12 protein-coding genes and 2 riboswitches are annotated in these 12619 nt (G+C 70.3%); of the genes, 5 read left to right on the forward strand and 7 right to left on the reverse strand.

The features are described from left to right. From CCN29_RS08860 to CCN29_RS08890, 7 genes are all read right to left on the reverse strand, one after another. A partial coding sequence (locus tag CCN29_RS08860) for an ATP-binding cassette domain-containing protein (protein WP_143661300.1) occupies positions 1–484 on the reverse strand: 484 nt, incomplete at its 3' end. Positions 485–490: 6 nt separating this feature from the next. Next, on the reverse strand, positions 491–1450 hold the full coding sequence (locus tag CCN29_RS08865) for an ABC transporter permease (protein ID WP_031021662.1): 960 nt from the start codon (positions 1448–1450) through the stop codon (positions 491–493). 1 nt (position 1451) lies between these two features. Beyond that, complete coding sequence (locus CCN29_RS08870) at positions 1452–2456, reverse strand: ABC transporter permease (protein WP_006134179.1); 1005 nt, start codon at positions 2454–2456, stop codon at positions 1452–1454. Positions 2457–2563: 107 nt separating this feature from the next. Continuing rightward, positions 2564–4234, reverse strand: coding sequence for an ABC transporter substrate-binding protein (locus CCN29_RS08875; RefSeq protein ID WP_006134178.1), 1671 nt, complete (start codon positions 4232–4234; stop codon positions 2564–2566). Positions 4235–4664: 430 nt separating this feature from the next. Next, entirely contained in the window at positions 4665–5447 is a 783-nt protein-coding gene (locus CCN29_RS08880) for an enhanced serine sensitivity protein SseB C-terminal domain-containing protein (protein WP_006134177.1), read from the reverse strand. Positions 5448–5567: 120 nt separating this feature from the next. Further along, positions 5568–6344 carry an enhanced serine sensitivity protein SseB gene (locus CCN29_RS08885; RefSeq protein WP_031021663.1) on the reverse strand — a complete coding sequence of 259 codons (777 nt, stop codon included), beginning with the start codon at positions 6342–6344 and terminating at the stop codon, positions 5568–5570. A 51-nt stretch (positions 6345–6395) separates the two neighbouring features. Then, positions 6396–7064 carry an AAA family ATPase gene (locus CCN29_RS08890; protein ID WP_006134175.1) on the reverse strand — a complete coding sequence of 223 codons (669 nt, stop codon included), beginning with the start codon at positions 7062–7064 and terminating at the stop codon, positions 6396–6398. Between the two features lie 224 nt (positions 7065–7288). After that, a riboswitch (glycine riboswitch) is annotated at positions 7289–7389 on the forward strand. Beyond that, positions 7390–7512, forward strand: a riboswitch (glycine riboswitch). It begins immediately after the preceding riboswitch. A 38-nt stretch (positions 7513–7550) separates the two neighbouring features. Between CCN29_RS08890 and gcvT the strand changes: the two genes are divergently transcribed. The 5 genes from gcvT (at position 7551) to CCN29_RS08915 (ending at position 12618) form a co-directional block, all read left to right on the forward strand. After that, a complete protein-coding gene (gcvT, locus tag CCN29_RS08895) occupies positions 7551–8669 on the forward strand; it encodes a glycine cleavage system aminomethyltransferase GcvT (protein WP_086680888.1) in 1119 nt (372 codons plus the stop codon). 136 nt (positions 8670–8805) lie between these two features. Continuing rightward, on the forward strand, positions 8806–9183 hold the full coding sequence (gene gcvH / locus CCN29_RS08900) for a glycine cleavage system protein GcvH (protein ID WP_006134173.1): 378 nt from the start codon (positions 8806–8808) through the stop codon (positions 9181–9183). A 14-nt stretch (positions 9184–9197) separates the two neighbouring features. Then, positions 9198–10457, forward strand: coding sequence for a serine hydroxymethyltransferase (gene glyA, locus CCN29_RS08905; RefSeq protein WP_006134172.1), 1260 nt, complete (start codon positions 9198–9200; stop codon positions 10455–10457). Between the two features lie 156 nt (positions 10458–10613). Next, a complete protein-coding gene (locus tag CCN29_RS08910) occupies positions 10614–11981 on the forward strand; it encodes an L-serine ammonia-lyase (RefSeq protein WP_006134171.1) in 1368 nt (455 codons plus the stop codon). A gap of 82 nt (positions 11982–12063) precedes the next feature. Continuing rightward, the gene (locus tag CCN29_RS08915; protein ID WP_006134170.1) at positions 12064–12618 is read left to right on the forward strand and encodes a glycoside hydrolase family 25 protein; all 555 of its coding nucleotides are present in this window, start codon (positions 12064–12066) and stop codon (positions 12616–12618) included. The last annotated feature ends 1 nt before the right edge of the window (position 12619 follow it).

A 12619-nucleotide genomic window follows, 5' to 3' on the forward strand; every position in this document is an offset into this window, starting at 1 on the left:
GCTGGCGCATGCCGCCGGAGAGCTGGTGCGGGTACTCCTTGAGCCGCCGGGTCGGGTCGGGGATGCCGACCCGGTCCAGCAGGTGGGCGGCCTCCTTGCGGGCGGCCTCCCCCTTCATCCCGCGGTGACGCTCCAGGATTTCGGTGACCTGCACGCCGATCGGGACGACCGGGTTCAGCGAGGACAGCGGGTCCTGGAAGATCATCGCCATCTCGCTGCCGCGCAGGTCGCGGCGCGCGGACGGGTTCATCGTGAACAGGTCCGTGCCGTCGAACTCGGCACGGCCGCCGATGGTGAGACCCTTCGCGGGCAGCAGGCCCATCAGGGCCAGGGAGGTGACGGACTTGCCGCAGCCGGACTCGCCGACCAGGCCCACGACCTGGCCCTGGTCGACCTCGAAGGAGATGCCGTCGACCGCCCGGGACTCCTTGCGGCCGCGGCCGCCGAAGGTGACGGTCAGTTCGTCGACAGTGAGCAGAGACATGGTGGTTCAGCCCCTCAGCTTCGGGTCGAGGGCTTCCCGCATGGCCTCGCCGAGGAGGGTGAAGCCGAGGGCGGTGATGATGATGCCGACGGCGGGGTAGACCGCCATCGCGGGGGCGTAGCTGAAGAAGCGCTGCGCCTGGGCGAGCATGACGCCCCACTCGGGGATCGCCGGGTCGGGGTTGCCGAGCCCCAGGTAGGACAGGGCGGCCGCCTCGATGATCGCGGTGGCCAGGGAGAGCGTGGCCTGCACGATCACCGGGCTGAGCGAGTTGGGCAGGATCTGCGAGAGCACGATGCGGCGCTTGCGCACACCCAGGGACTGGGCCGCGAGGACGTAGTCCGCGCTGCCCTGGGCCAGCATCGAGCCGCGCAGCAGGCGGGCGAACACCGGCACCTGCACCACACCCACGGCGATCATCACCGTGGTCAGCGACTGCCCCATGACGGCGGCGATGGAGACCGCCAGCAGCAGCGACGGCAGCGCCAGCATCATGTCGATGAAGCGCATGATGACGGAGTCGACGCGCCGTCCGGTGTCGCCGCCGAGGGTGGCCGCGGCGCCGGAGACGATGCCGATCACGAAGCCGGCGACCAGGCCGATCAGCGTGGCGACGATGCCGACGAGCAGGGTCTGCCGGGCGCCGACGAGCATCCGGGAGAACAGGTCGCGGCCGAGGTGGTCGAGGCCGAACCAGTTGCCGTCGCGGGCCCCGACGAACTTGCCCTGGTTGGGGAAGACCTCGCTGCGCCAGGTCTGCGCGCTCGGCGAGTAGGGCGCGAGGAACGGCCCGACGACCGCGATGAGCACGAACAGGACGATGATGACGGCGCCGACGATGGCCATCTTGCTGGACTTCAGCCGGCGGAAGGCCTCCCGCCAGAGGCTGGCGCCGGTGCTGGTCTCGCTGACGGCCGTCAGTTCCGCGAGACGCTGGATCTTCTCGGACTTGGTGGCGACAGCCATGTCAGTGCACCCGCACTCTCGGGTCGATGATGCTGTACGCCAGGTCCACCAGCAGGTTGATCAGGACGTACACCATCGCGATGAACATGATGAACCCGACCAGCACCGGGTAGTCACGGCCGTCGATCGACGTCTTGATGAAGTTGCCGATGCCGTTGAAGGAGAACACGGACTCGGTGAGGACGGCTCCGGACAGCAGGGAGCCGGTGAGCAGACCGACCGACGTGATGACGGGCAGCAGGGCGTTGCGCAGCACGTGACGGCCGCGGACGACACGGCGCTTGAGGCCCTTGGCCTGGGCGGTGCGCACGTAGTCCTCGTCCTGCACCTCGAGCACGCTGGCGCGGGTCATACGCACGATGACCGCGAGCGGGATGGAGGCGAGGGTGACGGCCGGCAGGAACAGGTGGTGGATGGCGTCCCACGAGGCGTCGAACTCGCCGGTGAGGACGCCGTCCAGCACCGCGAAGCCGGTCACCTCGGTGGCGTTGATGCCGGTGTCCAGGCGTCCGTAGCTGGGGAAGAAGCCCAGCTTCACGGCCAGGATCTCCTTGAGGATCAGGCCCAGGAAGAAGACGGGGATGCAGATGCCCACGAGCGAGCCGGAGACCGCGCCGACGTCGAGCCAGCCGCCGCGCTTGCGGGCGGCGAGGTAACCGAGGGGGATGCCGACGGCCACCGCGATGATCATGGCCAGCAGGGACAGCTCCACCGTGGCCGGGAACCGGAGGAAGAACTCGTCCGTGACGGGCTGTCCGGTCTGGACGGAGGTTCCCAGGTCGCCCTGGAAGATGCGCTTGAGGAAGCGCCAGTACTGGACGTAAATCGGCTGGTCCAGTCCGAGCGCACGGTTGATGCGCGCCACTTCGGCGTCGGTGGCCCTCTCCCCCAGGATCGCTGAGGCGGGTCCACCGGGCAGCCGGTCGAGCCACAGGAAGAGCAGAACCGACAGGCCGAGCAGCGTGGGTATGAGCTGGAGCAGTCTTCGTACGACGAGACGCAGCACCCCGCTTGCCCCTTTCTTGCGTGTTGTCTTACATGAACGGACCCGCCCGGCCGCCGAGTTGCGACGGCCGGGCGGACCCCCCCGTTATCGGTTTTCTGCCGGTTCGCCTACTTGAAGGAGGCTTCGGCGAAGATCTCCTGCGTCAGCGGCGACACCTTCGGCGGGTTGACGTTCTTGGCGAAGGCGATGGCCGGCGGGGACGACGAGATCGGGACGCCGGGCAGGTAGTCCATGATGACCTCGTTGGCCTTCTGGTAGGCCGCGGTGCGCTCCTCGGCCTTGCCCAGCTTCGAACCGGCGTTCACCGCGTCGAAGACCTTCTTGTCCCGGAAGCCCCACTGCTTGTCGAACCCGGCGAACCAGGTGCCGATGAAGTTGTAGCCGTCGTTGAAGTCACCGGTCCAGCCGAGCATGTGCAGGGCGCAGGAACCGGCCTCGGTGGCGTCCAGGTAGTCCGGGGCCCACTTCATGGCCTTCGGCACGACCTTGATGCCGGACTTCTCCAGGTCGGCCTTCATCAGCTCGAACAGGTCCTGCGGGGCAGGCATGTACGGGCGGGTGACCTCGGTCGGGTAGCAGAACTCGATGGTCAGGTTCTGCGCGCCGGCCTTCTTCAGCAGCTGCTTGGCCTTGGCGGGGTCGTACGGGTACTGCGTGACGTTCTTGGAGTAGCCCGCGATCGTGTCCGGCATGAACTGGTCGGCCACCTTGCCGCCCTCGGGCAGCTGGGTCTTGACCAGGTTCTCCTTGTCGATCGACTGCGCGATCGCCTGGCGGACCTCCTTCTTCTTCAGGGCCGGGTTCGCCGACTGGCTCATGCCCACGTAGAAGAGGTTGAAGACGCCACGGGTCGGGACGACGTAGCCCTCGTTCTCGAGGGTCTTGACGTCGGCCGGGGCGACGAGGTCGTAGCCGTCGATGTCACCGGCCTGGAGCGCCTGGCGGCGGCCCTCCTCGGTGTCGATGGTACGGAAGACCAGGTTCTTGATCTTGGCCTTCTCGCCCCAGTAGTCGTCAAAGCGCTCAAGGGTGACTTCCTTGTTGCCCTTGTTCCACTTGACGATCTTGTACGGGCCGGTGCCGGCGACCGTGCCAGCCTCCTGGCTGTACTTGGGGTACGTGATGGCGTCGCCCTTGGCGGTCGCGTCCTGCTTCTCGTACTCCTTGAGCGCCTTCGGCGAGTGGATCGCGAGGGCGTTCAGCGAGAAGCCGCCGGGGAGGTTGGCGGTGGGCTTCTTGACCTCGATGACGGCGGTGTTCTCGTCCTTGGCCGTGCAGCTCTTGTAGTTGGCCTCGGGCGTCTCCGGGTCCTCGTTCTTCGCGAACCCGCCCATGACGGTCTGCCAGTAGTACGAGACCGCGCTCGACTGGTAGGTGCCCTTCCAGTTGAACCAGTGGTCGTAGTTGGCGCAGACCGCGGCGGCGTTGAACGCCTCGCCGTCGTGGAACTTCACGCCCTTGCGGAGGTTGAAGGTCCAGACGGTGCCCGCGTCGTTGCTCGACCAGGTCTCGGCGAGGCCGCCGACCAGCTTGGTGCCGCCGGGCTCGTGCTCGAGGAGGGCCTCGAACGCCTGGCGGGTCACACGGAAGGTTTCACCGTCACTCGCGAGGGCAGGGTCCAGGGAGCCCGGGTCGCCTGCACCGGCGAAGACGAAGGTGTCCTTCGCGCCGCCGCTCTCGTTGTCACTGTCCCGCTCGCTGGCGCAGCCCGTGGCGATCAGGCCGACCGCGACCGCGGCCGTGATCGCCCGAGCGGCTCGGGTCTTGAATATGCGCATACTGGGGCCACTCCGGGTCCGCTATGTGGATGCATCTTGACCGGCCGAACACTACAGACGTTCGCGCTGAGTCAGGAACAGTCCGGATAGCGGTGATACCTACCTGAGATCTGAACACTTGACATAAGGGACTGTTCCGGCGTCCTCGCGCGTTGATTTAACGCCCCGGACACATCTGACGCCCTCACAAGTGCCGTTCGCGAGGCCTGGGATGACGTGGAGACGCGGTGAAACCGCAGGTGACAGGCGGTCAACGGAAGGTAGCTGACCGCACTCGTCGGAATCTGACGCAAAATCAGCGCTGAACGACTCAGAACATGGGCCCTCTTGGCCACCCCTGTCCACATGCTGGACACGGTCACGCTGCGTGACGCAACGGACAACCCCCGGCAGCGGGTCCGCCGCCGGGGGCCTCGGGAGTACGTACCGGTCAGAGGCGGTGCGCCGGCGGATAGCCGTAGCCCGTGGCGGGGGCCTGGGCGTGCGCCTCACGGTCGTAGAAGGGGCGCGCGTTGACGCGCAGCCACATCGCCACCGGGTCGTGCGCGTCGGCCATGGCGACGGTGGAGACGGGCAGCCCGTCGGGCACCGCGGACAGCGACTGCCGCATCATCGCCCGCACCGACTCCACGGCGGGCGGCGAGGTGTCGTAGACGTCCAGGCCGATGGCGAGGTACGGGGCGCCGAGGGCGGGCTGCACCCAGGCGCGGCGCAGCGCGCGCACGGCCGGGGTGCGGTGGGCGTTCTGCGCGAGGAGGGCGTAGAACTGCGGGATCTCGATGGCCGGTTCGGACAGCCGCAGCGGCCCGGCGGGCTGCTGGTCGAGCCCGCCGGCGATACGGCGCAGGTCCAGCCAGGGGATGCCGACGCCGCCGCCGGGCGCGTGCGGGTTGAGCCAGAGGCCGTAGCGGTCCGGGTAGAGCGCCCGGGCCACCTCGAGCCCGTCGACCACCTCGTACGAACGGTTCCAGCCGCTGGCGGACAGCTCCTGGGCGGAGGTCACGCAGGGCGCGTAGCCGTGGCCGTCGACCTCCATGGTCCCGTACTGGGCGTCGGGCGAGCCGGCCTGGCCCTGCCAGAGCAGCATCCAGACCCGGCCGGACGAGGGGGTGGCGAGGGCGCGCAGCAAGGCCTCGTAGGCGTCGTAACGCCCGGGCGTCACCTGGCGCAGCATGTGCTCGACCTGTCCGGCCGCCGCGGTGCCAGCGCTCACTTGTATCGCCCCTCCGTACAACACCCTGCCGGCCAATGCCCCTAGCTTAAGCCGACGGCCCCCGCCGGTCTGCGGTCAGTGCGCGGAAGGCGGGGGTCCGCGGCGGATCGGGCGGGTGCGTCAGGCGTGCTGGTAGAAGGGGCGGACCTTGTGGCGCAGCCAGTCGGCGACCGGGTCCTGGGCCACGTCGAGGACGACGAGGTTGACCGGCCAGCGGGCGGGGCTGCGGCCCAGGGCGCGGCCGAGGGCGTCCAGCGGCAGCGCGCGGGGGTCGCCCTCCCAGTGCAGCAGCTCCACGCCGACGAACAGCACCGGGTCGGCCGTCTCGACGGCGGCCAGACAGCGGCGGGCGGTCGCCACCACGCCGAGGGCCTCGAACTCCTGGGAGGCGGCGGCGAGGAAGTCCACCGGGTCGTCCTGCCAGTCCGGTTCGAACAGCCGGACCCGGCCGCCGCCCGCCGGGCCGTCCAGCGGGGAGCGCCCGGCCCGGCACAGGTCGGCCACCGCGGCGGGCGGCAGCGGGACGGCGACCGTGCCGCCCGGGTTGACCACGATGCCGGCCTGCGGGGGCAGTCCGCGGGCGAACTCCACGGCGGGCGCGATGGTGCAGCCCATGTGGGAGCCGACGACCTGGCGGAACTGCTCCTCGGAGCTGAACACCGGCACGTACACCTGGCCGTCCAGGTCCATGGTGGGCAGGTCGAGGGGGCCGCTGTGCGGGCCGCCGCCGTTGGGCAGCGGCACCCACAGGAAGCTGCGGCCGAGCACCTCCACGATCCGGGCCCCCGCCGAGGGGACGCCGAGGGAGGCGGAGAGCGCCTCCTCCAGTTCGTTGCCGGGCCACCCGCCGTGCGGGTGGAAGTGCGTCCGGTCCGGGATGTCCGCCGGGAAGTCCATCTGTCGCCCACCGTCTGCCTGGTACCACTGCTTGGCGGAAAGGCTAGCCGGTCAGCCGGCGAAGCCGATCCGGCGCAGGGCGTTCGCGGCGTCCCGGTCGACGAGCACCGCCGAGGCGCAGCCCGCCGGCACCCGGCCGGACTCCACCGCCTCCAGCAGCCGGCCGCACGCGGTGCGGTGCCGGCGGAAGGCGTACCGCGAGACGCCCCGGCCCCGCTCCAGCTGGCCGGCCAGGGCCTCCTCGGCCGGGACGTCCAGCACCAGCAGATGCAGTGCGGCCCCGCGGCGGCGGGCCTCGCGGGCCAGCCAGCGCCGCACCCACGCCTGGGTGCCGCAGTCGTGCACGACGACCGGCCGGCCGGAGCGCAGCACGCGGCGCAGTCCCGCGTAGTGGGCGAGCCGGACCAGCGGGCGGTAGACCGCGTAGGGCACCAGGCGGGGCATGCGGCGGTCCCAGCGGTCGCGGGCGTCCTGGGAGTCGACGCGGGCGTCGCGCACCGCGCGCCGCATCAGCGTGGACTTGCCGCTGCCGGGCAGCCCGGTGACCACGACGAGGTCACGGGGCCCGAACAGCAGGGCGCGCGGGCTGCGTCCGGAGCGGGCCCGCAGGTCCTGGACAAGGGGGGCGGGCGCCGCGTCGCGGGCGCCGCCGGCCCCGAGCGCGTGCTGCCGCGGCAGCGCCACGCCTGAGGTGCCGGCGTACGCCGTGGGCCTGTTCACCGTGGTCGTCCTCCCCTGGGGCCGGATATGGAGGTCCCGTCCCCGCCGCGTGTAAAGAGAAGGTAATGCCGGGTCGCTCTCGGTTGCGTGTTCATACCGCTACAGGCCTGTCACAGCTCCCTGTGACCGAGCCTGCACGAACGGTGCACCCCCGGCAAGGGTCCCCCTGACGGTGTCCCGCGATGCGTGCAATGATGTGCGCGCCTAACTGCATACCGGCCGTTTGAATCCGCGCGGGAGAGTCCCCGGCACCGTGTGCCGCCGGGGCGCCGAAGGAGCAAGTCCCTCCCTTGAATCTCTCAGGCACCGTTACCGCGCGGGCGAGGCACATCTGAAAAGCGGGCCGCCGTCGCAGTGCTCCGGCGGCCCCACCCAAGGTGCAAGTCCTGACCGCCGTCCGCCGGTGGTCATGGCGAACCTCTCAGGTTCCGATGACAGATGGGGAGGAACGACCTCGCTGTCATGCCGTCTCTGGGAGACCGACCGATGAGCAGTACCGAACCCCGTCGCACCGCGCTCGATGCCCTGCACCGGTCGCTCGGCGCGACCATGACCGACTTCGCCGGCTGGGACATGCCCCTGCGCTACGGCTCCGAGCGCGACGAGCACAACGCCGTGCGCACGAGGGCCGGCCTCTTCGACCTCTCGCACATGGGCGAGATCACCGTCACGGGACCGGGGGCCGCCGCGCTCCTCGACTTCGCGCTGGTGGGCAACATCTCCGGCGTGAAGCCGGGCCGCGCCCGCTACACGATGATCTGCCGCGAGGACGGCGGCATCCTGGACGACCTGATCGTCTACCGGCTCGGCGACACCGAGTACATGGTCGTGGCCAACGCCTCCAATGCCCAGGTCGTGCTGGACGCCCTCACCGGGCGCGCCGCCGGCTTCGACGCCGAGGTCCGCGACGACCGTGACGCGTACGCGCTGCTGGCCGTGCAGGGCCCCGAGTCCCCGGCGATCCTCCAGAGCCTCACCGACGCCGGCCTGGACGGCCTGAAGTACTACGCCGGCCTGCCGGGCACCGTGGCCGGGGTCCCCGCCCTCATCGCCCGCACCGGCTACACCGGCGAGGACGGCTTCGAGCTGTTCGTGAAGCCCGAGCACGCGGTCGAGCTGTGGCAGGCGCTGACCAAGGCGGGCTTGGGCCACGGCCTGGTGCCGTGCGGTCTGTCCTGCCGGGACACGCTCCGCCTGGAGGCCGGCATGCCGCTGTACGGCAACGAGCTGAGCACCTCCCTCACGCCGTTCGACGCCGGTCTGGGCCGGGTGGTGAAGTTCGAGAAGGAGGGCGACTTCGTCGGCCGCGCCGCCCTCGCCGAGGCCGCCGAGCGCGCCGCGCAGAACCCGCCGCGCGTCCTGGTCGGCCTGGTCGCCCACGGCCGCCGGGTGCCGCGCGCCGGGTACGCGGTGGTGGCCGGCGGCGAGAAGATCGGCGAGGTCACCTCCGGCGCCCCCTCCCCGACCCTGGGCAGGCCGATCGCCATGGCCTACGTCGACGCGCGCCACGCGGAGCCGGGCACCGAGGGTGTCGGCGTGGACATCCGCGGCAGCCACGAGCCGTACGACGTCGTGGCGCTGCCGTTCTACAAGCGGCAGAAGTGACACCGTCGTGGACGGCCTCCGGGCAGTCCACGGCAGTCCTCGCGCGTGTGTGCGGCGCGGGCGTTCCACCCGTCCGGCCGCGTTCCGCGCCGTCCCCGTTCACCAGCAGTTTCCCGCGTACAGGAGAATTCAGGCCATGAGCAACCCCCAGCAGCTGCGCTACAGCAAGGAGCACGAGTGGCTGTCGGCCGCCGAGGACGGCGTGTCGACGGTCGGCATCACGGAGCACGCGGCCAACGCGCTCGGCGACGTGGTCTTCGTGCAGCTCCCCGAGGTGGGTGACACCGTGAGCGCGGGCGAGACCTGCGGCGAGCTGGAGTCCACCAAGTCCGTCAGCGACCTGTACTCCCCCGTCTCCGGCGAGGTCACCGAGGTCAACGAGGACGTGGTGAACGACCCGGCGCTGGTGAACTCGGCCCCCTTCGAGGGCGGCTGGCTGTTCAAGGTGCGGGTCGCCGAGGAGCCGGCCGACCTGCTGTCCGCCGCCGAGTACGACGCGTTCGTCGCGGGCTGAGGAGCCGTAGCCGCATGTCGCTTCTGAACACGCCTCTGCACGAGCTCGACCCGGCGGTGGCCGCCGCGGTCGACGCCGAGCTGCACCGGCAGCAGTCCACCCTCGAGATGATCGCCTCGGAGAACTTCGCCCCGGTCGCGGTCATGGAGGCCCAGGGCTCGGTCCTCACCAACAAGTACGCCGAGGGCTACCCCGGCCGCCGCTACTACGGCGGCTGCGAGCACGTCGACGTGATCGAGCAGATCGCCATCGACCGGGTGAAGGAGCTGTTCGGCGCCGAGCACGCCAACGTCCAGCCGCACTCGGGCGCCCAGGCCAACGCGGCCGCGATGTTCGCGCTGCTCAAGCCCGGCGACACGATCATGGGTCTGAACCTCGCGCACGGCGGGCACCTGACCCACGGCATGAAGATCAACTTCTCCGGCAAGCTCTACAACGTGGTCGCCTACCACGTGGGCGACGACGGCCAGGTCGACATGGCCGAGGTCGAGCGCCTCGCCAAGGAGAACAAGCCGAAGCTGATCGTCGCCGGCTGGTCGGCGTACCCGCGTCAGCTGGACTTCGCCGCGTTCCGCCGGATCGCGGACGAGGTCGGCGCGTACCTGATGGTCGACATGGCGCACTTCGCCGGTCTGGTCGCCGCGGGCCTGCACCCGAACCCGGTGCCGCACGCCCATGTCGTGACCACCACCACCCACAAGACCCTCGGCGGTCCGCGCGGCGGTGTGATCCTCTCCACGGCCGAGCTGGCCAAGAAGATCAACTCCGCGGTGTTCCCGGGCCAGCAGGGCGGACCGCTGGAGCACGTGGTCGCCGCCAAGGCGGTCGCCTTCAAGGTCGCCGCGAGCGAGGACTTCAAGGAGCGCCAGCGCCGCACCCTGGAGGGCGCCCGCATCCTGGCCGAGCGTCTGGTCCGGGACGACGTCAAGGCCGTGGGCGTGGACGTGCTGTCCGGCGGCACGGACGTGCACCTCGTCCTGGTCGACCTGCGGAACTCCGAGCTGGACGGCCAGCAGGCCGAGGACCGGCTCCACGAGGTCGGCATCACCGTCAACCGGAACGCGATCCCGAACGACCCCCGCCCGCCGATGGTCACCTCGGGCCTGCGCATCGGCACGCCCGCCCTCGCCACCCGCGGCTTCACCGCCGAGGACTTCGCCGAGGTCGCGGACGTGATCGCCGAGGCGCTGAAGCCGTCGTACGACGCCCAGGCGCTCCGGGGCCGGGTCGCGGCGCTGGCCGCCAAGCACCCGCTGTACCCCGGTCTGAAGTAGTTCCGTACGCTTTCGTTCGTACGGACATCCGGGGCATCGCGCACACTGGGTCAGTGGGCGCGGTGCCCCGTTCCGTGCCGCGCGCCTCCCGCGCGCTCCCTGTACCACCCTCCCCAGGCGGACAGCGCCGTCCGTCACACGCTTAGGAGTCCTCCCGTGGCCATCTCGGTCTTCGACCTGTTCTCGATCGGCATCGGCCCGTCCAGCTCGCACACGGTCGGCCCGATGCGGGCGGCCCGGATGTTCGCCCGGCGGCTGCGCAACGAGGACCTGCTGGACTCGGTCGTCTCGGTCCGGGCGGAGCTGTACGGCTCCCTCGGCGCCACCGGGCACGGCCACGGCACGCCCAAGGCGGTGCTGCTCGGCCTGGAGGGCGACTCGCCGCGCACGGTGGACGTGGAGTCGGCCGACGAGCGGGTGGAGAAGATCAAGGACGGCGGCCGGATCCGGCTGCTCGGCGAGCACGAGATCGCGTTCTCCTTCGACGACGACCTGGTGCTGCACCGCCGCAAGGCGCTCCCGTACCACGCCAACGGCATGACCCTGTGGGCGTACGACGCCTCCGGCGCCGAGCTGCTGGCCAAGACGTACTACTCGGTGGGCGGCGGTTTCGTCGTCGACGAGGACGCGGTGGGCGCGGACCGCATCGTGCTGGACGACACGGTCCTGAAGTACCCCTTCCGCACGGGCGACGAGCTGCTGCGGCTGACGCGGGAGACCGGCCTGTCGATCTCCGCGCTGATGCTGGAGAACGAGCGCGCCTGGCGGACCGAGGAGGAGATCCGCGAAGGGCTGCTGGAGATCTGGCGCGTGATGCGGGCCTGCGTGGAGCGGGGCATGTCCCGCGAGGGCATCCTGCCGGGCGGCCTCAAGGTCCGCCGCCGGGCCGCCACCACCGCCCGCAAGCTGCGCTCCGAGGGCGACCCGCAAGCGCTCGCCATGGAGTGGATCACCCTCTACGCGATGGCGGTGAACGAGGAGAACGCGGCCGGCGGCCGGGTCGTCACGGCGCCGACCAACGGCGCGGCCGGCATCATCCCGGCCGTCCTGCACTACTACATGAACTTCGTGCCGGGCGCCGACGAGGAGGGCGTGGTCCGCTTCCTGCTCGCCGCGGGCGCCATCGGCATGCTCTTCAAGGAGAACGCCTCGATCTCCGGCGCCGAGGTCGGCTGCCAGGGCGAGGTGGGCTCCGCCTGCTCGATGGCGGCGGGCGCGCTCGCGGAGGTGCTGGGCGGCTCCCCGGAGCAGGTGGAGAACGCGGCCGAGATCGGCATGGAGCACAACCTGGGGCTGACCTGCGACCCGGTGGGGGGCCTGGTGCAGATCCCGTGCATCGAGCGCAACGGCATGGCCGCGGTGAAGGCGGTGACCGCCGCCCGGATGGCGATGCGCGGCGACGGCTCGCACAAGGTGTCCCTGGACAAGGTCATCAAGACCATGAAGGAGACCGGGGCGGACATGTCGGTGAAGTACAAGGAGACCGCGCGCGGCGGGCTCGCGGTGAACATCATCGAGTGCTGAACAGGGCTTTGCGTCAGGCAGGTTGAAACGGGGAACAATACAACTCCCGTCCCCCCACACTGCACCACACGGGAGAACCTGCATGCTGCGTGGCATCGACGTCAGTTCCCACCAGTCCTCCTCGTACGACACGGACGGCCTTTCCTTCGTCTTCGTGAAGGCGACGGAAGGCCGTTCGTACGTGAATCCGAAACTGGCCGCCCAGACCAAGCGGGGCCGGGACGCCGGTCTGGTGGTCGGGTTCTACCACTTCCTCTGGCCGGGAAATCTCACCGACCAGGCCGAGTACTTCGTCGCCAAGACGCCCGAGAAGCGGGGCGACATCCTCGCGGTGGACTGGGAGACGACGGGGGACGGCTCGCACGCGAGCAATTCCGAGAAGGACCGCTTCATCCGCAAGGTGAAGCAACTGCGCCCCCACCATAAAGTCGTTCTGTACTGCAATCGCCATTTCTGGCTGAACTACGACACCACCTCCTACGCCGGCGACGGTCTCTGGATCGCCGATTACGTCACCGCCGGGAAGCCGCGCATCCAGGCGGACTGGCGTTTCCACCAGTACACCGACGACCCGCTGGACAAGAACGTGGCGGACTTCTCCAGCGAGTCGGCGCTGCGGGAATGGGCCGGGGGCTGAG

This window comes from Streptomyces pseudogriseolus (assembly GCA_002154585.1).
GTDB lineage: Bacteria > Actinomycetota > Actinomycetes > Streptomycetales > Streptomycetaceae > Streptomyces > Streptomyces pseudogriseolus.

Excerpts from the sequence above, each read along its gene's own strand:
- CCN29_RS08865 (WP_031021662.1), bottom strand. The coding sequence starts at position 1,450 with ATGGCTGTCGCCACCAAGTCCGAGAAGATCCAGCGTCTCGCGGAACTG.
- CCN29_RS08875 (WP_006134178.1), bottom strand. The coding sequence starts at position 4,234 with ATGCGCATATTCAAGACCCGAGCCGCTCGGGCGATCACGGCCGCGGTC.
- CCN29_RS08885 (WP_031021663.1), bottom strand. The coding sequence starts at position 6,344 with ATGGACTTCCCGGCGGACATCCCGGACCGGACGCACTTCCACCCGCAC.
- gcvT (WP_086680888.1), top strand. The coding sequence starts at position 7,551 with ATGAGCAGTACCGAACCCCGTCGCACCGCGCTCGATGCCCTGCACCGG.
- gcvH (WP_006134173.1), top strand. The coding sequence starts at position 8,806 with ATGAGCAACCCCCAGCAGCTGCGCTACAGCAAGGAGCACGAGTGGCTG.
- glyA (WP_006134172.1), top strand. The coding sequence starts at position 9,198 with ATGTCGCTTCTGAACACGCCTCTGCACGAGCTCGACCCGGCGGTGGCC.
- CCN29_RS08915 (WP_006134170.1), top strand. The coding sequence starts at position 12,064 with ATGCTGCGTGGCATCGACGTCAGTTCCCACCAGTCCTCCTCGTACGAC.